This is a genomic window from Sphingomonas populi (assembly GCF_004208535.1).
Classification (GTDB): Bacteria; Pseudomonadota; Alphaproteobacteria; order Sphingomonadales; family Sphingomonadaceae; genus Sphingomonas; species Sphingomonas populi.
This window is the reverse complement of record NZ_SGIS01000020.1, coordinates 51,507-77,524: the sequence shown is the minus strand read 5'-3', so window position 1 is coordinate 77,524 and position 26,018 is coordinate 51,507. Positions and strand designations below refer to the sequence as shown.

The following is a 26,018-nucleotide window of genomic DNA, read 5'->3' as shown; positions in this document are numbered from 1 at the left end:
TCCTCAAGATTTTTAATACACCACGACGCTCCGGATGCTCTCGCCCGAGTGCATCAGCTCGAAGCCTTTGTTGATCTCCTCAAGGCTCAGCAGATGCGTAATCATCGGGTCGATCTCGATCTTGCCGTTCATGTACCAGTCGACGATCTTCGGCACGTCGGTGCGCCCCTTCGCCCCGCCGAACGCGGTGCCGCGCCAGTTGCGCCCGGTGACGAGTTGGAACGGGCGGGTGGAAATCTCCTTGCCGGCTTCCGCCACGCCGATGACGATCGAGGTGCCCCAGCCGCGATGGCACGCCTCAAGCGCGGTCCGCATCACCTCGGTGTTGCCGGTGCAGTCGAAAGTATAGTCCGCGCCACCGTCGGTCAGCGAGAGGATCTCGGCGATCACGGTCGCGCGGTCCTTACCCTTGCCGTTGATGAATTCGGTCATGCCGAAACGGCGACCCCAGTCTTCGCGATCCGCGTTGATGTCGACGCCGATAATCTTGCTCGCGCCCGCCAGCCGAGCGCCCTGCAACACGTTGAGGCCGATTCCGCCCAGCCCGAATACGACGATAGTGTCGCCGACCTGCACCTTGGCGGTGTTCACCACCGCGCCGACGCCGGTCGTCACGCCGCAGCCAACATAGCAGGCGCTGTTGAACGGCGCGTCCTCGCGGATCTTCGCGACTGCGATCTCGGGCAGGACGGTAAAGTTCGAAAAGGTCGAGCAGCCCATGTAATGGAAGATCGGCTGCCCCTTGTACGAGAACCGCGTGGTGCCGTCGGGCATCAACCCCTTGCCCTGCGTCGTGCGGATCGCGGTGCACAGGTTGGTCTTGCCGCTGAGGCACGATTTACACTGGCGGCATTCAGGCGTGTACAGCGGAATGACATGATCGCCCGGCTTGACGCTGGTCACGCCAGGGCCGACCTCACGCACGATGCCCGCGCCCTCATGTCCAAGCACGCTCGGGAACAGCCCCTCGCTGTCGAACCCGTCGAGCGTATAGGCATCGGTATGGCAGATGCCGGTCGCCATGATCTCGACCAGCACTTCGCCTGGCCGGGGGCCTTCGAGATCGAGTTCGACGATCTCCAGCGGCTTTTTGGCTTCGAACGCTACGGCGGCGCGGGTTTTCATGATGGTAAGGTCCTCTTGCAGATTAGATCGATGTTGCCTGGCTCGCGAGGGGGGCGAACGTTGTCCGCCGCTTTGTAATCAAGGCAGCAACATGCGCCGCCGGCGCGATGCACGGACAATCCGCCCGTTCACGTCCGCCGATGATCACTGCCCCAACGCCTCGCTCCCTTGCGAAGAATGCTTGCAATCATCGTATCCGCAGACGTACAAGCAATCAATACAGTTCTGTATGGAATGGGCTCTGGATTTGGCAAAGCTGGACTATTCGGGTTGGCGTGTGCTGCGGGAGGGCTTTCGTGGCCAAGCGGGTTGGACTCAGGCTTGGCGTGATCCTGCGCCGAAACCGGCTTACGACGTCATCATCGTCGGCGGTGGCGGGCACGGTCTCGCCACCGCATATTATCTCGCTCGGAACCACGGCATCCGCAACATCGCGGTGCTGGAGAAGGGGTGGCTGGGTGGGGGCAATACCGGGCGCAACACGACTGTCATTCGATCGAACTATTATTACCGCGAAAGCGCCGCGCTGTATGACTTCTCGCTGAAGCTGTACGAGGGCCTCGCGCGCGAGCTGAACTACAATGTGATGTTCAGCCAGCGCGGGATCATCACGCTCGCGCACAGCCGACACGATCTGGAAGCCGCGACGCGCTGGGTCGGGGCGATGCGCGTCAATGGCGTCGATACCGACATGATCGGCCCCGCCGAGATCGCGCGGCGCGTCCCGATCCTCGATATGAGGCCCGACGCGCGTTATCCGGTGCTGGGCGGGTTCATGCAGAAGCGCGCGGGCACCGCGCGGCACGATGCGGTCGCTTGGGGCTATGCGCGGGCAGCCGATGCGCTCGGTGTCGATATCATCCAGCAATGCGAGGTGACGGGCTTTCGCCGCAATGCCGACGGCAGCATCGCGGGTGTCGAAACCAGTCGTGGCCTGATCGCCGCGAAGACTGTCGGCATCGCCGCCGCCGGCCATTCGACCACGCTCGCGGACATGGCGGGCTTCCGCCTGCCGGTCACGAGCTATGCGCTTCAGGCGTTCGTCACCGAGCCGTTGAAACCGGTACTCGACACCGTTGTGCTGTCGCTCGCGACCGGCCTGTATCTCAGTCAGTCGGACAAAGGTGGCTTGGTGATCGGCGGCGCACTGGACCTCTATCCGTCCTATGCGCAGCGCGGCAACATGCCGATGGCGCGGACCGTGCTCGGCGCGGTCGCGCAGCAATATCCGTCGCTCGGGCGCGTCCGACTGGTGCGGCAATGGGCGGGGATCGTCGATGTCGTGCAGGATAGCAGTCCGATTCTGGGCGCTACGCCGGTGCCGAACCTGTTGATCAACTGCGGTTGGGGTACCGGCGGGTTCAAGGCGATTCCGGCGGGCGGCACCTTGCTGGCGCATCATATCGCCACCGGCACGCCGCATCATCTGGCCGAACCCTTTTCGCTGTCACGCTTCTCGACCGGAGCGCTGATCGACGAAGCCGCCGCTTCCGGCATCGCGCATTGAGGGCCGAACCATGTTGCTGATCCACTGCCCCTGGTGCGGGCCACGCGAGGAACTCGAATTCCGTTGCGGCGGCGAAAGCCACATAAGTCGGCCAAGCCCATCGGCGACCGTTTCCGACACGGACTGGGGCAACTATCTGTTCACACGCAAAAACCCCAAAGGCGTGCATTACGAGCGTTGGGTCCATGCTTTCGGCTGCCGGCGCTGGTTCAATGTCGCGCGCCATACCGCGACGCACCGCATCGAGGCGATCTACGCCATGCATGAAGCCGCGCCATCGGCATTCGACGGAGCCGACGCGCTGTGAGCGGGCAGATCGCACGCCTTGCGCAAGGCGGTCGGATCGACCGGACGCGCCCGTTGCGTTTCATCTGGGAGGGGCGCGGCTATCAAGGCTATGCCGGCGATACGCTGGCGTCCGCATTGATGGCGAACGGCGTGACTCTGGTCGGTCGGTCGTTCAAATATCACCGCCCGCGCGGGATCATCGGCGCGGGCGTCGAGGAGAGCAACGCGCTGGTCCAGCTTGGCGACGGCGCTCGATCGACGCCCAACATGCGCGCTACCGAGGTCCTGCTTTACGACGGGCTGGTCGCGCGGCCGGTGAACTGCTTTCCCAACAGTCGCTTCGACATCGGCAGCATCAACAATCTGGTGGCGCGTTTCCTGCCGGCAGGCTTTTACTACAAGACCTTCATGTGGCCCGACTGGCACCTGTACGAGGGCTTCATCCGTCGTGCCGCGGGCCTGGGCAAGGTGGCCCGCCAGGCAGATCCCGATCGCTATGAAAGCCGGTTCGCGCATTGCGACGTGCTCGTGGTCGGTTCGGGGCCGGCGGGTCTCGCCGCAGCCAATGCGGCGGCCGCATCGGGTGCGCGCGTGATCCTGGCAGACCAAGACGACGGTATCGGCGGCGCGCTGCGCTACGAGGATATTTCGGTCGACGGTCAGGCCGGCGCGGACTGGGCAGCACGGATCGGCGGCGCGATTGCCGCACAGCCCGAGGCTAAAATCCTGCTGCGGACCGCGGTCGTCGGCTATCACGATCACAACAGCCTGACGATGGTCCAGCAACTCGCCAACGAAGCGGAATGTGCCGCCGACCCGACGCGTGCGCGATACCGCACCTGGCAGGTGCGGGCTGGCCGCGTCGTGCTGGCGACCGGCGCGATCGAGCGACCTCTGGTGTTCCCGGGCAACGACCGGCCCGGCGTCATGCTCGCGACCGCCGCGCGCCATTACGCGCGTCGGTTCGCGGTGCTGCCGGGCCGGCGCGCAGTGGTCTTTACCAATAACGACGACGCATATCGCACCGCCCTCGCGTTGGCGGCGTGCGGCGTCGTCGTGGCGGCGATGGTCGATGTCCGCGATACGGTTTCAGCCGATCTTGCTGCCGTGCTCGACGCGCGCGGGATTCGATTGATAACGGGCGCCACGGTCATCGACACGCGGGGCCGCAAGCGGATCAACCGGGCGCTGGTGCGCTCGGCGCGGGGCGAGGAGTGGATCGCGTGCGACCATCTGGCCATGTCGGGCGGTTTCAATCCCACGGTGCATCTGTTCAGCCAGTCGGGCGGCGTCACGCGCTATGACGAGGCCATCGCCGCGTTCGTGCCGGGCGTGTCCGTGCAAGATGAACGATCGGTCGGTGCGGCGGCGGGCGCCTATGCCACGAAGGATGCGCTGGAGGCAGGCGAGGGGGCAGGCCGCGAAGCGGCTGCTCTCGTGGGATATGATGTCCTGCCGTCCACGGCGCCGTGGACCACCGACGAACGTCCGGAGGCTTCGCTGTTGCCGTGCTGGCAAGTCGAAGGACGCCGAAGCAAGGCATTTGTCGATTTCCAGAACGATGTCAGCGTCGGCGACATCACCCTTTCGGCGCGCGAGAATTTTCGATCGGTCGAACATCTCAAGCGCTACACCACGCTCGGCATGGCGGCCGATCAGGGTAAGACGTCCAACGTCAACGCGCTGGCGATCATGGGCGCGTTGACCGGGCGCAGCGTCGAGGAAACGGGCCATACCCGCTATCGCTTCCCTTTCACGCCGATTCCGCTCGGCAGCATGGGCGGGCGCAACCGCGGCGAGCTGTTCCGTCCGCGTCGTCGCATGCCGGCGCATGATCGGCATGTCGCAGCGAATGCCGTGTTCGAGGATTACGGCGGCTGGATGCGCCCGGCCTATTACCTGAATTTCGGCGAAACGCCGCATCAGGCCGAACAGCGCGAGGCGCTCGCCGTGCGCACGGCTGCCGGGCTGTTCGAGGGATCGCCGCTCGGTAAGATCGAGGTGAAGGGGCCGGACGCGGGCCGCTTCCTCGACCTGATCTACGCTAACACGATGTCGACGCTGAGGCCCGGCAAGGTCCGCTACGGGCTGATGCTCAGCGAACAGGGCGTCGTCATCGACGACGGCGTCGCAACGCGGCTGGGGGACGATCATTTCCTGATCGGCACGTCGAGCGGCGGCGCCGAGACGATCGTGGCGTGGATGGAAGAATGGCTCCAGTGCGAATGGCTTGACCTCGACGTGCTAGTCGCGCCGGTGACGGCGGCCTGGGGGGTGCTGACGATCACGGGGCCGAAGGCGCGCACCATCCTCGACGCGGTCGGCACGACGGTACCGCTCGACGACTTTCCGCATATGAGCTTCGCCGAAGGTACGGTTGCCGGGGTGCCGGCGCGCGTTTTCAGGGTCAGTTATACCGGCGAGACTTCCTACGAGATCAACGTGCCGGCGCGAAGCAGCGCCTTTCTGTGGGATGTGTTGATGGCTGCGGGCCAAAGCCAGGGCCTGATCCCGGTCGGGATCGACGCTTGGATGGTGCTCCGGACCGAGAAGGGCTTTCTCCATATCGGCGCGGACACCGATGGCACGACCACCGCGCTCGATGTCGGCTGGGGCCATGTCCTTAAAAAGAAAAACGAGTTTGTCGGCAAGCGCTCGCTCCTGCGCAGCGCCGACCAGCGTGCCGACCGGCTCCAGTTCGTCGGGTTCGCCGTGGCGGCCGGGGAGTCGCCCTTGCCGATCGGCGGTCACGTCGTGGCGACCGCTTCGGACGGGACAGCCTTATCCGAAGGTTATGTGACATCGACCGCGTTCAGCCCGTTTCTGAAGAGCGCCGTCGCGCTCGGGATGGTACGCGGCGGGCTGGCGCGGAAGGGCGAAACCGTCAGAATCGGGGCGGGTCGGGCGGCGAGGACCGCGACGATTGTCGACCCCACGTTTTATGATCCAGACGGGGAGCGGCTGCGTTGATCAAGGATCCTTGGCGTGTCGCCGCGCTTGGCGTGACGATAACACGCATCCCGACACCGGAGATTCGGGTGTTACGCCTGCGCGGGTTCGACGATTCGGTGTTGGCGGCGCTCGACCGATGCTTGGCGGTCGATTTGCCGCGAAAACCCAATGACGCTGCCGGCGCCGATCCGCGCGCAATCGGGCTCGCGCCCGGCGAATGGATGATCGTCGGGGGTGGGGTGCCGAGCGAGGCGCTTCTCGCCGCCGCCGCGGGCGCGAGGATCGCGCACGTCGCCGATCTCGGCGAAGGCCGCGTCTGCTACGCAATCGCCGGTCCGCGTGCCCGCGACCTGATCGCCAAGGGCTGCACGATCGATCTGCATCCGCGCGCCTTCGGCTCGAGCCGCGCCGTCCAGTCGGCCCTCGCGCAAGTGTTCGTGCTGATCGATCGACCGTCCGACGAGCCGGTCTTTCATATCTACGCCGAGGTCAGCTACGCGCAACATCTGGACCTGTGGTTCGCCGATGCCGTGCTCGAATTCCACAGCCAGGACGCCGACTGATGCTCCCGACCTATATTCTGACGATCCGCTGCCCCGATCAGCGCGGAATCGTCGCCGCCGTGACCACCTTCCTCGCGCACCGCGAATGCTCGATCATCGAGGCGCACCAACATCAGGATGCGGGCAGCGGCACCTTCTTCATGCGTGTAATGTTCGTTGCGGAAGGTGACGCACCTCCGGCGCTTGATCAATTTCGCGCCGAAATTACGCCGATCGCCGCGCAGTTCGCGATGGAGGCGAGCCTGTACGATTGTGCGGTCAAGCCGCGGGTCATGATCATGGTTTCGAAATTCGGCCATTGCCTATACGATCTGCTTCATCGCTGGCGCAGCGGGCATCTGCCGGTCGACATCGTCGCCGTGGTGTCAAATCATGACGATATGCGCGCGATCACCGAATGGCATGGTCTGGACTATCATCATCTGCCGGTGACGAAGGATACTAAAGCGCAGCAGGAAGATCAGATCATCGCACGGATTGATCGGCTCGGCGTCGATCTCGTCGTCCTTGCGCGCTACATGCAGATCCTGTCCCCCCGTTTGTGTGCGGTGCTGTCGGGGCGATGCATCAATATCCACCACAGCTTCCTGCCGAGCTTCAAGGGCGCCAAGCCTTATCACCAGGCGCATGCGCGCGGTGTGAAGATCATCGGCGCGACCGCACATTACGTGACGACAGATCTGGATGAAGGGCCGATCATCGAACAGGAAACGCGCCGCGTCAGTCATGCGCGCTCTGCCGACGATCTCGTCACGATCGGCGAAGAAGTAGAATGTTCGGTGCTGGCACGCGCCGTGCGCTGGCAGGTGGATCATCGTGTGCTGCTGAACGGCCAGCAGACGATCGTATTCGACTGAGGCGGATCGCGGCACCGGCGGGTATCACGCCGGCGCCGCTTGTCGTCGCGCTAGAAGCTTACGGCCAGACTTCCGCCGAACGTGCGGGGCTGGATCACCGAAAGGTTGTAGCCACCCGCCAGATTGCCCGCAGCGCGCAGTTCAGCGCTGGTATAGCCCCGCTTGTCGGTGAGGTTGCGGAGATAGACGCTAAAGCTGATGCCGCGATATTCTACGCCCCCCCGAAGGTCGACCGTCGTGAAGGCCGGTGCCACGCCGCGCGGTGTCGCAGGGGCGGAGGCGAAGGTGCCTAACCGCTTGCCGAGATAGGACATGCTGCCGCCGAGCGACGCCGTCAGATCATTACCGAGGTCGAACGTCTGATCTGCGCTGAGGCTGGCCGCAAATTTCGCCGCATAGGGCAACCGATCCCCGGTATTGCCGACCTGCTGGCCGGATTTTCCCGATCCGAGCAATCCATTCGTGAGTTTCGCATCGGTATAGGCGCCGTTGCCGGCGAGCGTCATGCCGCGCCAGGGGCGGACGCTCAATTCGATCTCCGCACCACGGCTGCGCGCGCCGGAGCCGTTCGCGAAATACACGAATTGCGTGGCAGGATCGGTCTGTGCAAGCTGGATGTCGGACCAGTCGATCCAGAAGAGCGACGCGGCATAAGTCACCAGTCGGTCGAACGCCTTGCCCTTGAGCCCCAACTCATAGTTGACCGTCTTGTCGGGGCCGTAGCTGCGTGGAACGTCGCCGACATTGCTGTTCGGGCCGCCCGGGCGATACCCGGAGGCAACCCGTGCATACAGCATCGTGTCCTCCGAGAATTTGTAGCGTGGCGTCACCAGCCAGGTGAACGAACTGTCCGACGATCGTGATATCGGGATCGGATCGCCCGCCAGCGGCCCGGTATCGACTTCGAGATAATCCTGCTTGTTATGGCTATAGCGGCCACCGGCCTGGACATCGAATTTATCGGTAAATTTATACGTCAGGTCCGCAAAGCCCGCGACCTCTTCGAGCTTCGACGGGAAATTGGCCGCCAACAGGCGCTGGACCAGCGCCCCGCTCGTCGGGTTCAAGGCATCGAGCGTCTGCTCGCCGCGGGTCTTCTCCTTCGTGTAGAAACCGCCGACCAGCCATTCAATCGCGCCGCCGCCATTGGAGGACAGGCGCACTTCCTGGGAGAATTTGTCAGTCCGGAAGCTATTGGACAGGACGGCGCGATTGCCCGCCACGCCGAACGCCGCAAACAGCCCGGCGAACCGCACCGTCTGATCGGGCGACGCCTGATAGCGATTCTCGCCATACGCGGTGATCGAGGTCAACTGGCCGAAGCCGAGATCGGCGATGATCCGGCCGCTGTAGAGGCGCGCTTTCGTGAGATAGGGATCATCGCCCTGGCTCGCCGCCGTGGCGAGCGGCCCGGCGATCGGTACATCGGCAGGCGACACCTCGATATTTGGAGATCCCCTGCCGTCCAAATTCTGCACCAGGGCGGAGAGCAGGATCGACACGCTGTCGGCCGGCTTGATGAGCAAAGCTGCCCGTCCGCCATAGCCACGCGCGCTGTTCCAGTCGTCGATGCGTGCGCTCTTGTTGTCGACATAGCCCGGGTCGCGGCGATAGAAGCCGCTGACGCTCAGCCCGATATGGTCGGCGAGGATCGGGGCGTTGATGCTGCCCCGCGTCGACCACCCTTCCGAACCGTGTTCGACGAAGCTGGCGCCGGCCTCAACCCGTCCAGACCATTTCGTCGTGCTGGGCGCTGCTGTGACATATTTGAGCAGACCACCAAGGCTGCTGGCGCCGTACAGCGTGCCCTGCGGGCCGCGCAGGACTTCGATCCGTTCTAGCGTCGAGGGGTCGAGGTCGGGTGACAGCCGTCCACCATACCCCAGCGCGGACGACGAGCCGAAGGGAACATCGTCCACGGTGACGCCCACGGTCGGATTGCCGGCGATTGACGTGGTCACGCCGCGCAGCGCCAAGGTCGTCTGACCGCTGCCGCCGGCATAACTGAGGCCGGGTACGGTGTTGTAGAAGTCGCGGACCTGCACCAGGTTCTGCGCGACCAGTGCGTCGGCATTGACTGCTGTCACGGCGACGGGAACGTCGAGCAGACGCTCGCTGCGCTTCTGTGCGGTAACGACGATATCGCCGCCTGAGGCGACCGCTTGCTTGTCCGTGGCATCCGACGCGGCCGTTTGCGCCTGGGCAGGAGCGAGCCATACGCAACTCGTCAAAAGTCCCGCAAAAATTCGTTTTGATCCGCTTCGCATGGTTAACCCCCCATAAAATCCGATGAACGGTAGCGGTCAGTTCTATGGCGTTCCCCAACCCGTTCGGGCTGGGCCTGCGAACGCCGAATCTGCCGCCTTTGTTTATGTCAAGAGGCTATGCCATACAGTGATGTACTGTCAAGGCGGTGTCATTTTCATAGTTCACGGCATGGCATTTGCGCCGGTTGGGCGATACTGCCGGTCCGAACACGCCGAAGGTTGGCGTTTGCAATCGACGAAAAAATCTTATTCTAAGCCGCGACGGTTGATTGGAAGAACGAAATGGTAGTGGCCCGACGGCTGACGCGCGAAGACTGGATCGCTGTGGCGCGAAAAGTGCTGGTGAAGTCGGGCATCGATGACGTGAAGGTCGATCGGCTAGCCAAGCGAATGAAGGTGACGCGGGGCAGTTTCTATTGGCATTTCGAGGATCGGCAGGCACTGCTCGACGCTTTGCTGGAGGATTGGCGTGGGCGCAATGTGCGCGAGATCGAACAGATCGCCGCGCGTTGGGCGACCACGCCGTTGGATTTCGTTGAGGTCGTCCGTATCTGGCTGGGCGAGGATCCGATCGTTCCCCAGTTCGATACCGCCATCCGCGCCTGGGCACGCAAGAGCCCGGCCGTCGCGAGGCTGGTCCACGAGACCGACAAAGCGTGGGTTACATTGCTGCAAAGCCATTTCACGCGAATGGGGTTGGGTCCGGACGAATCTCTGGTCCGTGCGCGCGTCGTCTATTTCCACCAGATCGGCTATTACGCGCTCGCCATCGACGAGAGCATTGAAGAACGTGTCCGGCTCGCGCCGTTCTACAATGAGGTCCTGACCGGACAACGCCCTACACCGGAGCTCGAGGCGATGTTACGCTCGCTGATTGAACGCACCGAACCGCGCAAGCGGGCGCGATCTAAAGCGGTGTGACCTTCAATCCCAGGCTGTGCAGCCCGACGGTCGCGAAGGCGCCCCCAGCCAGCGGTTGTCGCGGCCAGCGCGTGTCAGGTTCGAGCCTCGCTGTGGTCGCGACCAGTGTTTCAAGCATCAATCGCACCTCCAGTTTCGCCAGCCACGATCCGATGCACATGTGGATGCCATAGCCGAATCCGGCGTGCGCGGCGTTCTTACGCAGCGGATCGAAGCGATCGGGATCCTCGAACTTGGCAAGATCGCGATTGGCAGACGCGATCAGCAGCCGGACGCTCGCCCCCGCCGGAATCCGGCACCCGGCGATTTCGACGTCGCGTGCGGCGTATCGCGTCAGCCGGTGGACCGGCGGTCGATAGCGGACCATCTCGTCTAGGAATTTCGGGATGGTTTCGACGGCGCCCAGCCTTGCGAAAATGTCCGGATTGACGCTCAGGAAGTCGAGGCAATTCCCCGTCAGCAGCGTCGTCGTCTCATGGCCCGCCATGAACAATTGGCATGCGAAGCCGGCGGCTTCTTCGGCCGACAGCACACCCTCATTACGCAACCGCGCGAGATTGGCGACGACCGTTTCGCCGTGCGTCACATCGACGGTGTCGAACACCGCGTTGATATAGGCGAGCATCGACGTTAGCGCGGTGTCGTTGGCCGAGGCATTGGGCACGCCGCGGAACAACATCCCGAGATACTCGATGCTTGCGGTCGTCCACTCGCGCATCGTCTCGGATTGCGACACGGGGATCCCAAGCACCGTCGCGATCACCGCGATCGTCAGGGGGCTGGCGAAGCTGCCGATCACTTCGCCTCCGCCCGCGGACACGATCGGTTCCCACCGCTCGGCGATCAGCTTGGCGATAACCGGCTCGACGGCGGCGATCGCGCGGGGCGTGAAGGCGCGGCTGGCGGAATGGCGAAGGCGCGTGTGATCGGGCGGATCGCTGTTGAGCAGAAAGCCGGGGATGACGATATCCCGTCGCGGCACCGAGGAGAAATCGTGAGCGTTGCGCAGCGCTTCGGTTACGTCGCCGAAACGCGAGACGATGTAGAGCGGTGTCTCGCGCTGCCCAGCGCGGATCACCGGCGCATGGTCGCGCAGCCAGGCGTAATGCGCATAGGGATCGCACTGGATATCGGTGTCGAACGGATCGAACGGCGCCAGACCATGTGGCCAGTCGAGATCGTGCGACCAGGGTGCCTCGGACGTCATAGATATGCCTTGGCCAAATGGTGTTTAGGGCGCATGCGGACCCAAGCGGCGAGAAGCGTCGCCGCCAGCGTCAGTCCCAGGCAGCCGGCGCTTAGCATCGCCAGCCCGCCATTTTCCAGTACGAAGCCGCCTATCGCCGGTGCGACCGTCAGCGCCCCGCCGGTCGCGACCGGCGTCAGCGCCGCAATCCGTCCATCGCTATCGATGTCCGCGAGACAACCGAACAGGAACGGAAACTGATACGCCCAGGCGAAGTACAGCCCGCAGATCGCCGCCATATAAGAATAGAAGCCGCCCGTCAGCAGCAGGGTCAGGCTCGCTATGATCACCGCAATGCCAATCGCAAGGCCAATCTCAGTGCGCAGCCGATCCGCCAACGCTCCTGCCGCGAAGGATCCGCCCAGCCCGGCGATCGACGATGCCGACAGCGCGATCGACAATTGGGTCAGGGTGAGGCTCTGACGGACTCCCAGCGGCTCCATGAACGCCCAGATCATGGCGATCCCTACGAAGAACAGGAAGATCGCGATGAGCGCTCCGAAGCTGCCGATAGAAAGTCGCGTCGCCGTGGACGTCTGCCGATCGATCACCACGATGGCGCGCGCGCGGGTCGCGATCGGGGTCAGCAGCATGGCGGGCACGGCGATGACCGAAACCAATATGTAGAAGACGTGCCAGCCGAACCCGGCCATCAACGTCGGCAGGATCGCCAATCCCGCAGCGCCGATGATCGATTGGCCGGCTGTATAGAACGCGATCGACCGGCCGGGCAGCTTTGCCTGGCCCATCAGCGCGTAACAGCACGCGCCGACCACACCTTCGCCCCAGCCCGAGATCAGTCGGGTCGCGATCAGTGGGGGCAGGCCGTGCGTCAGCATGGTCAATCCGTTCCCCAGCACCATGATGCCTAGGCCTGAGAAGATCAGCGGTGCCCAGCGGAACCGTCGTGCCAGCAGTACACAACTCAGCGAGCCCGCGAGGATGCCCCCCATGTTGATCGCGATGACATAGCCCGCCTGAGCCGTACCGATCCCGAATTGCCGCGCGAGCACGCCGACCATCAGCGGAAGCACCGCGGGCAGGGTCGCTGCCGCAAGCGCGATCGCGATGACCGCCCATTCGGCTGCATCCAGCCCGAGGACCTCGCGCCGGATGTGCGCATTGACGCTCATGGCGCCATATGCCGCAAAAACCAGTCGAGGGTCCGCGCCGCGCTGTCGATATAGCCGCGCGGGCTGCGGATGCTGTGGCCGTCTTGCGGATAGGTCAGGAGGACGCTCGGCGATCCCTGTTCCAGCAACGAGCGGTGCAGTTCGATCGACTGCCCGATCGGCGTGCATCGATCCAGCGCACCGGCGAGAATCAGTGTCGCGGCTTGGGTCTTCGCGGCGGACAGAGCGGGGCTGCGGGCGAGATATTCCTGGCCGCTGACGGCCGGCACACCGCCGATGAACAATTCTTCGAGGATCGGCATGTTCGAGGTAAAATGCTGGCTGAACCAGTTGCTCACCGGCGAGATGCAAACCGCCGCCGCGATCTGCGGCCTGAGCTTGGGGAGCCACGCGGACATGTAGCCGCCATAGCTGGAGCCGGTCAGGCCGATACGTGCCGGGTCGGCGAGTCCCTCGGCAATCAGATGGTCGATACCCGATAGGATATCGCCGACGTCGGCTCCGCCCATGTCGCCCTGGACCCGCCGCGCGAAATCCTGACCCCGGGCAAAGCTCCCGCGCGGGTTGGGGTACAGCACCGCGAACCCTGCCGCGACGAGCGCCGGCGTCGAGCGCTGGCGGCCCTCCCACCGGGCCCGATAAGCCCAGGTCGGCCCGCCGTGGATATCGACAACCGTCGGCAGCGGACCGCTCACGCTCACCGGGCGGACTAGGATCCCCTCGATCTCGAGACCGTCGGGCGCTCGCCACCGCACCGATACGCTTGTCGTGTCCGCGCGATCGTCATTCTCGGTGAAGATACGGATCGTCTCAAACCCGTCATCGCCGACCAATGCGAGTCGCGGCGGGGCGGTCTGGCCTTCCATCACGGCGATGCCGTGCCCGCTCCCAACGGGGCGGGAGGTGGGAACATAAGCGCCGCAACTCCACCGCTCGGACGACCATCGCTCGCGATACCCGTCGGGCCCGAGGTCATGATCGCCGATCGCGGTTACGAGACCGCGCTGCCCCGCTAGATGAAGCGTGCGGCCGCGCCAGGCGATCGAGGTGATCTCGGTCTTTCCGGTCGAGAGCGCTTCCACGGTATCGCCGGCGGCATCGACCCTCTTCAGGGTGCCGCAGACCAGCCCGCGGTCGCTCGCCACCCCTTCGATGAACGCGACCCGGTCGCCATCTGGCGCACCGCGCACTTGCCCGATCTGGTCCTGCGGCTGATACAGGCTGCGGACACTGCCGGTTTCCGGATCGACTATCGCCAGCCCGGCGCGATACCAGGCTGCCTCGCCGCTCTGCGCGCTCAGCAACACGGCGATACCCGCCGTCCCGCACCAGGATGCTTCCCAGATCATTCCTGCGATGGCCAGCGTCCGGTCCAAATCCGGTCGGCCGGGGCAATGGATCGACAACCAACGCCGGTCTTCGGGGTCGGGCGTGCCGTCGTCGATCACGGGCTCCGCGGCTTCCGCCGCGCGATCCGTGGCGGCGCTGAGCGACCCCGCTAGTGTCGTCGTATCGGTACCGGCACCCGCCACCAAAACCAACAAGGCTGCTCCGTCGGGTGACCAGCCGATCTGTTCGATCCGGCCTTCGGTCGGCATCTCGCTGACGATCGTGCCATCAGTGGCGATGACGATCAGGCGATCATCGCCCCCGCCGTGACCGCTCGAAGCGAAAGCAAGCCGGGCACCGCCCGGGGCCAGTTCGAGCAGTTTCGCACGGCCCTGGTACATTGGGGTCATCGTGCCGGTGCGACTTGCGCGATACACGATCGATCGTGTCGCATCGAACACCGTGTCGCCGCAAACGGTGCCGATGAAGTACACCGTTTCGCCATCCGCGCTGCAGGCGTCGGTCGCGCTGTAGGGCTCGCCGCTGCCCGGCCGCATCAGCCGGGTATAGAGGGCGTCAATCGTTGTGTGCGCTGTCGTGCCCATGCCTTCACCCCCCCACGCCGGCGTCGTCGCACACCAGCGCGTGCATTTCGGCGCGATAGGATTGGACGAAGGTCGCAGTTTCGCCCTCGAGCGCGGTATAGGGCCCGGGTCGGTACGCGCGCGAGCGGATGCCGGCGGCATTGTCCTCGATGATCCGCTTGTCCTGCACCGTCGTCACGTCCCACATCCACTGGATCGGCTCGACGTCGAGCGCCGGATCGGCGTCCGCATCGACCAGCCAGGTTAGCACCATGTCGGTCTGTTGCGCGCTGCGCGGCTGGATCTGCACTAGCGTGACATGATCGTTGGCGGCGCTGGCGAACGACAGGCGCCCGAAGCGGAACTGGGTTTCGCCACCGTCATAATCGGCGAACGCGCCCATCAACTTGGAAACCGGCGCGCCATCGCGCGACAGCGTTGCGCGTCCGCGCCCGATCGGGTGGCGCGTCACGCTGTACGACAGGCGGTCGAGGGAGCCGGGGTCGCGATGCTTCATGTCGAAGCCATCGGCTCCGGTGATCGTTTTCTGCCAGTGGGCGATCTCGTCCGCCCAGGTCTCCGCCTTCGCTGCATCGCGCATGCCGGTCACCTGCACATGCCCGTTCACGTTGGTATATTCAGGATGGGCGTTGCGGCAGTGATAGCATTCAAACGCATTCTCCAGCACCAGCTTCCAATTGGCATTGGTAGGATAGCTCTTGCGCGCGGCGATCCGGGCGCGCTTGATTCCGTGTTGCCGCAACGCGGGGCCCAAGACGTCGAATGCCGGTGCCGGATCGGGCAGGGCATCGCTCGGCAAGGCGCAGAAGATCAGCCCTTCGACGAGATGGACCGAAACCGGATGCAGCCCCAGGTCGGCTGGGTCAATGCCGTCCGGCACGTCGGCGCGGCTTTGCAATTCCCCTGTCAGTTTGAACGACCAGGCATGATAGGGGCAGACGAGCAGCGGCGCGCGACCGTCCGCCTTGCAGAGCCGCGATCCGCGATGCGTGCAGACGTTGAAATAGGCGCGGACGTCATCGTCCCCCGCGCGCGCTATCACGATCGATTCGTTGAACAGATCGCGTACGATGTGACTGCCCTTGGCGGGTAGCTCGGCGATATGCGCCATCAGCATCCACTGCCGCGACATCCAGCGGTCGCGCTCGAACGCGAAGATGTCCTCATCGAGATAGAAGGGTTGTTCGAGCGTCCAGCCGGCGCGCTGACGCTCCAGAAGCTCGAGAAACGCTGTGCCCTCAATCATTTTCGCCCCAACCTCTCACAATTTCAGCCAGTCGATGGTGCCCACATATTTCTTCAACATACATATGTGTATGGTTGGTGGTCGGTGCTGTCAATTGGCTGTCTCTCGGCAGACGTCACGTCAGGGCTGCTCCGTTACATACAGATGTGTATTGACAATCTCTCGGCTTTTCCTGTTGATGTAGCCTTCGGCGGAAACAGGAATCGAGAGCTTGACGATGCGTGATATGGTCGCCGCGATCGAAGAAGATGAAGTTGCGGCCTTCGAACGCGACGGCGCGGCCGTCGTGCGAGGTGTCATCGAACCACGCTGGATCACGGCGATGCGAGACGCGATCACAGACGCGATGAGCGATACCGATGCCGCATTTACGACGCGCGGTGGGTTCTACAATGGGTTTCTGCACTGGCGACGAAATGCGGTATTCCGAGATTTCCTGCTGAATTCCAGCTTGCCCGACATCGCGCAGCGCTTCTTGCGGGCCAAGCAGGTCAATTTCTTTTACGACCAGTTGATCGTCAAGCAACCTGGCCTGCCAAGCGCAACGCCCTGGCATCTCGACTCGACCTACTTCCCCACGCGAGAAGGCAAGGTCGCGTCGATCTGGATTCCGTTCGATCATGCCTCACCCACTTCGGGCGCAGTGACCTATTTCAAGGGTTCGCATCGTTGGGTTCGCGATCGGGGTCGCTTGTCGGTAGAGCAATTCGTGCGTGACCTTCCCCCGCCAGGAAGCGAGATCGCGGAGCATGAATTCCTGGCATGGACGCTCGAACCGGGCGACGTTCTGATCCACGACGTCGATACCCTGCACGGTGCGCCGGCGACGGGGCCAACTGCGCAACGGCGCGCGCTAGCCACGCGTTGGACCGATCAGGATGTGCTATACGACCCGCGCGACGACGATTTTTTCCATATGGCCAGGAACGGCGGCCTCCCGATACCGGCTATCGCCCTTCAATCTGGTGCTCATCTTACCAGTGAGTTGTTCCCGATTGCTTGGCCCCGCTCGTAAAGAATCGCAGGTCTTCCGAGTTCAGGCCATGCAACGGTTCGGAGATTTCGTAGTCCTTGGACGGGCAGATGCTATACGACAGTAGGCGAGGACGTGTCTGTGGAATGACTGCCGCCAGTTCGAAAGCTCCACCGGCCTTGCGTGGCTTTCGACGCCGGATTCATGGTCGGGATTGACGCCTGCGGTTTACCCAGGACGCAAGCGCGCGGGCCACGTTGGTCCAGTTGGTCTATGGTCGACGCCCGTGGCATTTTCAGGCGTACTCTCGGGAAGGTGCTTTCTGACCTTTGCGAGGTGGAAGCGCGCAGATTGGAAGCCGTTAACTTTTCTATCGTGACTGATGCCGGATTGGATGGTAGCGATTTCTGCCCGGTTTGATCTGTTGGCGCGGATCCACAACTGTGACGCGAAGACTGTAACTCGTCGATATCGGCCCGGATCAATGACAATGGCAGAAATGGCGCCCCGATGGCGCCACATCTTCATGCCCGACCAGGGTCGCCCGCTATGCTTCTCATATTGATATAAAAGCTCAGCGGTTTACTCAAAGTTTGATCACGCCGATCCCGTTCTCGATGACGATTTGCGTGCCGAACGGCTTTGAATACTCAATGATCTCAGCCAGGATTTTCGCCGCCACCGTGGGGGTCGGAATGCGGGGGATACCCACCTGCGATCCAGGACGAGGCGTCTGCCCAAGATCAACCGGATGGAGTCGCACCTCCACAAGTCGCCCGTGATCGAAGCGCGTCTCGGCGAGAATCGCTTCCAAATTGGCCTTGAGCTGCCAAAAACCCTGTACTTCATGTTCGCCGACGATAGCGTTCTCGTCGGCCACGGCGGATTTGCCGCGTTCGTCGCCAACCGACAAACCCCCACCCCGCCGCCGTCGCTCGACCCGGTCCTCGACGCCAGGCACACTCGGCAGCTTGCCTTTGCTTTCGGGCATGATCGCCGACTGGAAAATGAAGTTGGACAAGCCATAGAAGATTGGCTTGCCCTTGTAGATTTCGATTCCCTTGATCGTGTGTACGCCTTGCGCGGCAAAGACATCGACGCCTTGATCGATCGCGTCATGGGCAAACGCGATTTCGAAGTCGGCAGGAAAATGGTCGTGAGAATAGGCCTGGAAATCGTACCGGTTCTGATGCCAGTGCGCGTTCAGGATCAGAAGGTCTGAAGCCTGCTTTGCGGTGCGGACCTGAACGAGGATATCCTTGAGGTCCTTGGGATCCATGTCGAAGCTGTGTTCACCAGGCCGGTCCATCAGGCGGAATCGCGTACCGAATGCTTCGAGGTCGCCGCTTCCGACGACACCGGCAATGCTGCGCAGCACCGCCATCTGCGCGGCGGTTACGCCGTGAAACAGGGTCAGATGGAGCGAGTTCTTATAAGCGTCCTGCGGGCCGGGGGCGACCTCGCGATACGCGGCCTCTGCTGCGGAGGGAGGAGCCGTTTCACCTTCTACGCCGGGTAGACGGAAGGTCACACCGAACACCGACACGCTGCCCTCCGGCTCGGCGGGAGGGTTGCGGGCAGGTACGTCCACCTCGTTACGCCGCGCCAGAATTGAGTCGCGGATTCCACGAACGGCCGTGAGCTGGGCCGGGGTAACGCGGACGATCTGGCCACCGCCGCAGCACATGTCCAACCCGCCATCGGCCGATACACCGATCTCGCCCACCAGTCCCTTCGGAGTTGCGAAGTAGCGCGCCATGCGGGCTTCGGGGAGGCTACGGGCGACGCCCGTATGGATGATGCCGACGCGCTCGACCTGATGAAAGTTCTCCCAGATGCCGGGAGCGCGGTTCGACTTGTTATTGGCGCGGCTGACCATGTCGATGCCCATGAGCGCCCAATCGTCGGCCACTTCCTTGGTCGCAAGATTGCCGCCGGCATGCCCGAAATTATCGAAATCCATGATCTCGTTCTCGAAATCGCCGACGGCAACATCGGCTTTCCGCAAAACGTCCAATAGCGATTGGGTTCGCAAATCGGCGGTATTCGCGAAAGGCTGAAATTGTAGCAGATCGCCAACGGCGGCCACTGTGAATGGCGCTTCGATCTTGAGTGCCAGCTCCTGCTTTTGATCGGGATGAGTCGGGACGCCGCGGCCCGGATCGGCGACTTTCGCACCGTAGCCGACGTTCGTCGCAACGCGCTGCGCCTGCGCATTGCCTGCCCCCAGCAAAGCGGCGGCCGTGAGCATCAGCGCGCAGCGGCGCGACTGCAAATACCGGGTCGTCTTCATGGCATTCCTCCAAACAAGATTGGGGTGTTGGCAACGAAAGATGGCAGCATCATTTCAGCTTGCCGTCGCGCTTTTCCGAGCCCAACGGCAACGGCCGATCCCGGAAAGCTTTCTGCTTTGATCTTGCGAGCAATAGCGTAGCGGCCAAGCTGATGACCGCTGCGAACGACAGCCAGACACCGGGCATCGCGGGATTGCCGGAACGGGCGATCAGGTAGGTCGACAGGGCCGGCGTGAAGCCGCCGAAAATCGCCGTTGCCAAGCTGTAGGCTAGCGAAAATCCGGCGGTGCGCGCGCGCGCCGGCATAACCTCGGCGAGGTGGACGACCATCGCGCCATTATATGCGGCGTAGACCAGGGCGAGCCATAGCTCGACACCAAGCAGTCGACCGAAGCTGGGATCACTCGTCAGCCAGGCGAGCGCTGGATAGCCGGTCATTATGGCCAGCAGTGCCGAGCCAATCAGCAGCGGCGTACGCCCGATGCGATCCGACAATGCCCCCATCGTCGGCAGCATCGCAAAGTTGAGAAGCCCGACGCACAAGGTAACGGTCATCGCGCTTGGCGCCGACAATTTCAGCACGCTGTTCCCGTAGGTCGGCGTGTAGGCGGTGATCATGTAGAAGAAGACGGTCGTCATGACCGCCATCAACGCGCCTAGCAAAATGACGCCTGCATGGTCTGCCACCGTCGTGAAGATCGCCTTCATGTCGGGACGGCTTTCTTCCAATGCGCTCACATCTTCCTGCAGCATACCGCGGATGACGAACAGGAAGGGAAGCAGCGCGGATCCGATGAAGAAGGGTATCCGCCAGCCCCAGGACGCGATCTCTGTCGGCGGCAGCATATAGCTCAGCGCCAATCCGATCAGCGCGGCGAACACCACGGCGACCTGTTGAGACGCGGATTGCCACGCCACGTAGAAGCCACGGTTGTTGGGCGACGCCAGTTCCGCCAGGTACACCGATACCCCGCCGACCTCTACGCCCGCAGACAGCCCCTGGATGAGACGTCCCGCCAGGATGAGCAGCGGCGCAAATATGCCAATTTGCGCATAGGACGGCATGCAGGCGATCGACAAAGTGCCGACGCCCATCAGGGCCAGTGTCAGAAGAAGTCCGCGCCGCCGCCCATGCCGATCCATATACGCTCCGAGAACCAATGCGCCGACCGGGCGCATCAGGAAGCCGGCCCCGAAGGTCATCAGCGAAAGAAGGATCGAGGCGGATTCGTTCTGTGCCGGAAAGAACGTTGCGCCGATCGCCTTGGCGTAATAGCCAAAGACCATGAAATCATACATTTCCAGGAAGTTGCCGCTGGAGACGATGAAGATCGACTTCAGTGGGCTAGCCTTGGCGCTGCTCGGTCGGGGCATCCGCTTTACTCTTGGCAAGGAAAATTGGGGTTCCGGCGGCCTGCACATCGATCAGAACCGTTCTCCGGCCACGGCTTGACCATGTGCGTGGCTTGATCGCCCAGATTGACGGCCGTCGGCAGAAGTGACGAAGCGCTAGTGATCGCGTTGAAGACAAAATTCATCTCAGACGACCTGTCGGGGCGGGGCGGACCTGCTCAGTCCGCAGAAAAACTGCCATTACAGTAACATGAAGTAACGCAGGAACAGCACCTCGGGGTGCCGCTCGCCAATGCCGACGAACACGTGCTTGGACAACCACTCATATTTGCCCAGCGGCGCTTCGAAGCGGGTATATGTCCGTAGATAGTAGCCGTTCGGATCGGCCACTGCGCGCTTGGCGTCGAGCACCGCCAACGTTTCCGGCGGCGCGTGGCGGTATCCGGTATTGATGATGTTGATATAGACGCCGTCATCCGTCTCGAAGGTATAGCGCGCGTCGACGATACCGACACCATCGGGGCGCAGCAGAGGCCAGTCACCACCGCCGGGAAGGATCTTTCCGCGCAATTTCGGCCCCTCGAAGTCGCCGCCCAGAATTTCCAGCATCTTGCGGTCACCCGATCCGCCGACGTTCCCCAGCACCCGGAGTTTTGGGTTCACCAGCACACGGGTCTGCATGACGAACTCGAACTCAGGCTCACTGACGCGGGTGGGTTGGATATCGGGCGTAAGGTCAATAGGCATGACAGATCCTTCAGTACCAAGGATGGTTTAGGAGACGGCGTTTTCGGCGCGTTCGATATCGTGTGCGACGTGCCGCGCGCCGAAGGCATAGAGCAGGCAGGCCAATAGCGCGCCGGCCGCCGGGATCAGGAGCGCGTAGCGCAACGCAGCCTCGCCATGGTTGGCATGCAGCGCATCGCTGGTCGCGCCGATCGCCAGTGCGCCAAGGCCCATGCCGAATAGCTGCGTAAGGGAAACGAACAGCGCGGCCGCAAGCGCTCGACTCCGGATCGGCGAGACCGTCTGTACCAACGAGAAGACCGGCCCGAGTTGCGCCCCGATGGTCATGTTGACCAATCCGAGGCAGACGATGGCGACTGCAAGGCTTGGCGCAAAGAGGAAGGCGAGGAGTGCCAGCCCCGATACACCGCAGATGCAAGCCGGAAAAAGCATGAACCACCGCTGCCCGTAGCGACGGACGCACCAGGTAGCGATCGACCCACCGGCAACCGCGCCCGTCACGCTCAGGCCGGCGCGCAGGAGGGCGATGGTCGTCCCGACGGATGCGGTATCCAACGCATAGATGCGGCGAAGATAGCTCGGGCTCCAGACCTGGATTCCGAAGATGTTGAGGCCCATCGCCATGCTGGCCAGTACGGCGATCACGAAACTGGGTCGCTGCGCCAATTCGGCCAGGGCCGCACCGATCGGGAGAACCGGCTGGCGCTCGACGGTCTCTCCTCGGGGAGGTTCCTTGAGCGTCAGGTGCATGACCACGGCAAGGACGATACCGGGCAGGCCTGCAACAAAGAACGCGGCCCGCCAACCCCAGACGTGGCTGACCCAGCCGCCGACGAGAAAGGCCAGAATCACCCCGATCTCACCCCCCGCACCCATGATGGAAAATGCGCGCGGACGTTCGGCCTTCTCGAAATTGCTGGACAGCAGCGCGTGAGCGGGACCGGTCAGGCACGCCTCGCCGACGCCCACGCCCATGCGGGCAATCGCGAGCAGGATCGCGCTCGTCGCAAGCCCGCTGAGGCCCGTCATCACGCTCCACATCAGAAGTCCGGCAATCAGAACTGTCACCCGGCGGGAGGTATCCGCCAGCCGCGCCAGCGGGATACCCAGCAGTGTCTGGAACGCGGTGAAACCGAAGCCGGTGATCAAGCCCATGATCGTGTCGGACAGCTGATACTCGTGCTTGATGGGGTCAAGTAACAAGTTGATAATGTTTCGGTCGGCGTAGCCCAGGGCATAGACGGCGGTGAGCAACGCAAGCGTGTAACGCGCGTCGCGAGGCGCAACGCTCATGCTAGCGTCTCCAGATGGACGGGGCGTGCTTGAAGGAAGCGAAGGTGCGCTCTCCTATCCACCACGGCTGTCATCTGCCTTCTCCTTGATAAGCTTTCGAGAATGACGAACGCGGTCGATGCGGTCGCCGCTGCTGAAGTCAAAACATTGGCGTTGACCACACTCGCGCAATCGCACTCTGTTCGCAGGGTCAGACATGGGGTTGCACCATCGAAGCCTGGCTCTCGAGGGCCTTCGAGTTCCGCGGGAGGAGCTGCGCCAGTCCGAGCGTACCAATGGAGTTGTCACCGCAGGTGCCTCAATGAGTGCGACTGTGGTCATTGCACGCCCCTCCGCCTGCAACTTCAGTACCGAACCCGCGCACCGAAGCGGAATCGTCTACCGGCAACATCGTAATAGCTGGAAGCGGTTCCACGATTGAAATACTGATACGGAATTTCGCTTGGCGGATCAGTGTTGAAGACGTTGTCGATACCACCGAAGAACTGGAACTGTCCCCGGGTCGATGTCGGCACCGTCCACTCGGCCGAAAGGTTCAGATAGGCAATGGCCGGAACCTTATTGGGTCCCACTAACTTCCCAGCAGGGGCGAATTTATCGAGTACGGAACTGCCGGTATAGCGGATATTGGCCAGAATATTCAGATGGTTCACGTTGTAGTTGACATTGGCAGACCCCGTCCAATGCGGCGTGTCATCGCCGGGGAAAAAGAATCCTCCGCTGATTTCACCGGCACGATTGAAGGTTCCGAGGGCGTCACTTGTAGTGAACTTATCGACGTAGGTGGCATAGGTGCTCAGGTCAAACCGACCCCCTAAAGCCCGAAAACCGTAAGCCAATTCAAAGTCCAACCCGCTCGTGCGAATGCTGTTCAGATTCGCTGGCGAACTGTCGATAAGCGGAACACCGTTGACGACGCTGATTCGTGAACAATAGTCCGCCAGACCTTGCTGTTGACAGCCGTTGATGAGCGCTTGCGAGGCCACCGTCGCAATCGCTCCCCGCAACCGAATGTCGTAATAGTCGACACTGAAACGGAAACCGCGCAGAAAGGTGGGCGAGAGGACAAATCCGAAGCTCAGCGTGTCGGCCCGCTCCGGTTTCAGGTTCGGATTGCCGGTCGTCCTAGTATTCGCCAACGTCGAAACGCCGTTGTAGATTACGGCGTTCTGGGACGTCGTCAGCGGCTGGAAAAGCTCGGACAGGTTCGGTGCCCGGATGTCGCGCGAGCGCGTGCCACGGAAACGTAGGCTGTCGTTCACTTCCCAGGTCAGACCGCCCTTCCATGTGGTGACGTTACCCGCCTGCGAGTAGTGCGTCTGTCGTACGGCACCGTTCGCCTCGAGGCTTTGAAAGAATGGGACGTCCCGCAGAAGGGGAACACCGACTTCGCCATAGCCTTCGTAAACGGTGGTGGATCCGGCGATCGGTTGGGTGTTCCCGAGATTGAACGCGCGTGCCAACGAGCCCGCATCGACAGTGACGTCCTGACTGTCGCGCCGATACTCGGCTCCGACCGCTACCGACACCTTACCCGCCCAGGTCGCGAACGGACTGCCAGCGATGTTGGCAGCCGCCGAAGTTCGCTCAGTGATTTGACTGACGTGCTGCGTGCCGACAAGCCAGGCCTGTTGGGCGCCCGTCAGGGACGGATTTTCGCCAAAGATGTTGAATGGGGCGCATCCGGGCGATGTTACCGTCACCTGATTGACGCGGCAGACAATTTGCCCAGCTGAATTGGTCACCGCATCGATGGCGTTCAGGAATCGGCGGGTTCCGGCGGGATCACCGGGCAGGGCGCCATCGATCCGCGCGGTCAAGTCGTAGTCGATCTTGTTACGACCATAGCCGACATAGGCGTCGTATTTCCAGCCGCCTCCCAGCGCCCCGTCTACCCCGACGCTGCCGCGCCACAAGGTGTTGTCGTCGGAATAGACATAGGGACCGAGATCGCGGGAGATTCGACCCACGGTAATGGTGCTGACGCCGGCCGTCGCCATCTGCGCTCGCACCGACTGCGGCAGAAACGCGTTGTCGCTCCGGATCGAGAGTGCGGCGTCGCGAGCGTACAGGAGAGTGTGAGGAGCGCCTGAATTGGCGTAGTTGACCGTCGCATGCAGGTTGAATGCGGGACTGAACTCATAGTCTACGCGGGCAAGTGCGGTGTACCGCTTGTATGGCATGGAAATTTGCGCTGCGTCGTAATTGAAGCTGCGCGGATTTCCGCCACCTTGCTGGGTAGTGGATGAGGCATTGCCGAAGGTGTTACCATAGGCAAAGCTGTACGGCACGCTGCCTGGGCCAAATGCAGTGCCGCGAAGCGGGCCGCTGTTGATGATGCCGCCGTAAGTCTGATTGTTGATCTGGAGGTCGTTCACCAGATATTGAACGCCATTGGCGCCGGCCACGATACCGCCGGCGCGACGCGACCAGTCGCGGGCCTCCAGAGTCCCTATCCCGGCGCTTTCCGCATAGTCGCCACCGAGCAGTACATGCCCGCCCGTACCGAAGTTAAAGCCGCCGATGATACCGGCGCGATATGTCTGGTTATCGCCATACTGGGTGACGCCGGTTTGTCCTTCGGCCTGAAGACCGACGAACTTCTTCTTGAGGATGAGATTGACCACGCCAGCCACCGCATCGGAACCGTACGCAGCCGATGCCCCCCCCGTAACGACTTCGACGCGATCGAGCATGATCGACGGAATGATGTTGAGATCAAGGGTGCCGGTCGTCGTTGTAGGCACGACTCGTTCGCTATCGATGAGCACAAGGGTGCGCGTAACGCCGAGACCGCGAAGGTTGACGAAGTTGCCGCCAGCCCCACCGCGGAAAGACGTGGCGGTTGACGTAGAGGACGTTGCCGACGAACGGACCGCCGGAATTTGATTGATGAATTCAGCGACATTGGACTGCCCTTGCCGCTCAAGCAGGGCCGAACCAAGGACGGTGGTCGGCGATGGTGCGGTGAAGCCTGTCGTTGAAAGGCGCGAACCGGTAACGACGATATCGTCAGTACTGGCCGAGGAATCAGCGGTTGCGACATCGGCCGTGCTCGTTGCGGGCGCCTGCGCGGGCGGCAAGGTGCCGGGAACAGCGGCTGGGCTTTGAAGCGCAGGCTGTGCCGGTGCATTTTGCGCCTGGGCCTGGGCTATCATGACTGTGGCGATCACAATCGCGCTGGCTGTGCGCTGAAGGGCTGCCGCGCCGAAAATCTTCGTTGTGTGCTTCATGCTCTCGTCTCCTCGCTGTCGCGGCTCTTCTGGCTCGTTGACGTGATTTTGCCGTTTGAGTGACAAGTGTCAACCTTCAATTTATG

At 62.8% G+C, this 26,018-nt stretch carries 18 protein-coding genes; 7 read left to right on the top strand and 11 right to left on the bottom strand.

Annotated features, from left to right (window positions below; translation table 11 throughout):
* Positions 1-12 precede the first annotated feature (12 nt).
* Positions 13-1,125 carry an S-(hydroxymethyl)glutathione dehydrogenase/class III alcohol dehydrogenase gene (locus EWE75_RS13945; protein WP_130158488.1) on the bottom strand — a complete coding sequence of 371 codons (1,113 nt, stop codon included), beginning with the start codon at positions 1,123-1,125 and terminating at the stop codon, positions 13-15.
* A gap of 229 nt (positions 1,126-1,354) precedes the next feature.
* Between EWE75_RS13945 and EWE75_RS13940 the strand changes: the two genes are divergently transcribed.
* From EWE75_RS13940 to purU, 5 genes are read left to right on the top strand one after another with little or no spacing between them, the layout of a single operon-like run.
* Positions 1,355-2,632, top strand: coding sequence for a sarcosine oxidase subunit beta family protein (locus EWE75_RS13940; protein ID WP_130158486.1), 1,278 nt, complete (start codon positions 1,355-1,357; stop codon positions 2,630-2,632).
* A gap of 10 nt (positions 2,633-2,642) precedes the next feature.
* On the top strand, positions 2,643-2,939 hold the full coding sequence (locus EWE75_RS13935) for a sarcosine oxidase subunit delta (RefSeq protein ID WP_130158484.1): 297 nt from the start codon (positions 2,643-2,645) through the stop codon (positions 2,937-2,939).
* Entirely contained in the window at positions 2,936-5,890 is a 2,955-nt protein-coding gene (locus tag EWE75_RS13930) for a sarcosine oxidase subunit alpha family protein (protein WP_206364771.1), read from the top strand. The genes EWE75_RS13935 and EWE75_RS13930 overlap by 4 nt, the downstream gene beginning before the upstream one ends.
* On the top strand, positions 5,887-6,435 hold the full coding sequence (locus EWE75_RS13925; RefSeq protein ID WP_130158482.1) for a sarcosine oxidase subunit gamma: 549 nt from the start codon (positions 5,887-5,889) through the stop codon (positions 6,433-6,435). The genes EWE75_RS13930 and EWE75_RS13925 overlap by 4 nt, the downstream gene beginning before the upstream one ends.
* Entirely contained in the window at positions 6,435-7,292 is an 858-nt protein-coding gene (purU, locus tag EWE75_RS13920; RefSeq protein ID WP_130158480.1) for a formyltetrahydrofolate deformylase, read from the top strand. Before EWE75_RS13925 ends, purU begins: the two co-directional genes overlap by 1 nt.
* Before the next feature lie 50 nt (positions 7,293-7,342).
* On the opposite strand, the gene EWE75_RS13915 is transcribed toward purU, so the two are convergent.
* On the bottom strand, positions 7,343-9,523 hold the full coding sequence (locus tag EWE75_RS13915) for a TonB-dependent receptor (protein ID WP_165388385.1): 2,181 nt from the start codon (positions 9,521-9,523) through the stop codon (positions 7,343-7,345).
* 318 nt (positions 9,524-9,841) lie between these two features.
* Here EWE75_RS13915 and EWE75_RS13910 point away from each other — a divergent pair, with 318 nt between their 5' ends.
* A complete protein-coding gene (locus EWE75_RS13910) occupies positions 9,842-10,480 on the top strand; it encodes a TetR/AcrR family transcriptional regulator (protein WP_130158475.1) in 639 nt (212 codons plus the stop codon).
* Here the strand turns inward: EWE75_RS13910 and EWE75_RS13905 are convergent.
* From EWE75_RS13905 to EWE75_RS13890, 4 genes are read right to left on the bottom strand one after another with little or no spacing between them, the layout of a single operon-like run.
* Positions 10,467-11,687: a cytochrome P450 gene (locus EWE75_RS13905; protein ID WP_130158473.1), complete on the bottom strand. Its 1,221-nt coding sequence runs from the start codon at positions 11,685-11,687 to the stop codon at positions 10,467-10,469. The genes EWE75_RS13910 and EWE75_RS13905 overlap by 14 nt on opposite strands.
* Positions 11,684-12,859, bottom strand: a complete 1,176-nt coding sequence (locus EWE75_RS13900) for an MFS transporter (RefSeq protein WP_130158471.1) — start codon at positions 12,857-12,859, stop codon at positions 11,684-11,686. The genes EWE75_RS13905 and EWE75_RS13900 overlap by 4 nt, the downstream gene beginning before the upstream one ends.
* Positions 12,856-14,793, bottom strand: a complete 1,938-nt coding sequence (locus EWE75_RS13895) for an alpha/beta hydrolase family protein (protein WP_165388384.1) — start codon at positions 14,791-14,793, stop codon at positions 12,856-12,858. Before EWE75_RS13895 ends, EWE75_RS13900 begins: the two co-directional genes overlap by 4 nt.
* 4 nt (positions 14,794-14,797) lie before the next feature.
* A complete protein-coding gene (locus tag EWE75_RS13890) occupies positions 14,798-16,039 on the bottom strand; it encodes an aromatic ring-hydroxylating oxygenase subunit alpha (protein ID WP_130158467.1) in 1,242 nt (413 codons plus the stop codon).
* A 217-nt stretch (positions 16,040-16,256) separates the two neighbouring features.
* Here EWE75_RS13890 and EWE75_RS13885 point away from each other — a divergent pair, with 217 nt between their 5' ends.
* Entirely contained in the window at positions 16,257-17,054 is a 798-nt protein-coding gene (locus EWE75_RS13885) for a phytanoyl-CoA dioxygenase family protein (protein ID WP_130158465.1), read from the top strand.
* 544 nt (positions 17,055-17,598) lie between these two features.
* Here EWE75_RS13885 and EWE75_RS13880 read toward each other — a convergent pair.
* The 5 genes from EWE75_RS13880 to EWE75_RS13860 all read right to left on the bottom strand — a co-directional run bounded on the left by EWE75_RS13880 (position 17,599) and on the right by EWE75_RS13860 (position 25,932).
* Complete coding sequence (locus EWE75_RS13880) at positions 17,599-19,305, bottom strand: CapA family protein (RefSeq protein ID WP_130158463.1); 1,707 nt, start codon at positions 19,303-19,305, stop codon at positions 17,599-17,601.
* A 49-nt stretch (positions 19,306-19,354) separates the two neighbouring features.
* Entirely contained in the window at positions 19,355-20,680 is a 1,326-nt protein-coding gene (gene tcuC, locus EWE75_RS13875; RefSeq protein ID WP_130158461.1) for an MFS transporter, read from the bottom strand.
* Positions 20,681-20,899: 219 nt separating this feature from the next.
* Positions 20,900-21,406 carry a DUF3237 domain-containing protein gene (locus tag EWE75_RS13870; protein WP_130158459.1) on the bottom strand — a complete coding sequence of 169 codons (507 nt, stop codon included), beginning with the start codon at positions 21,404-21,406 and terminating at the stop codon, positions 20,900-20,902.
* Between the two features lie 27 nt (positions 21,407-21,433).
* A complete protein-coding gene (locus EWE75_RS13865) occupies positions 21,434-22,699 on the bottom strand; it encodes a spinster family MFS transporter (RefSeq protein ID WP_130158457.1) in 1,266 nt (421 codons plus the stop codon).
* A 344-nt stretch (positions 22,700-23,043) separates the two neighbouring features.
* Positions 23,044-25,932, bottom strand: coding sequence for a TonB-dependent receptor domain-containing protein (locus tag EWE75_RS13860; protein ID WP_130158454.1), 2,889 nt, complete (start codon positions 25,930-25,932; stop codon positions 23,044-23,046).
* Positions 25,933-26,018 lie beyond the last annotated feature (86 nt).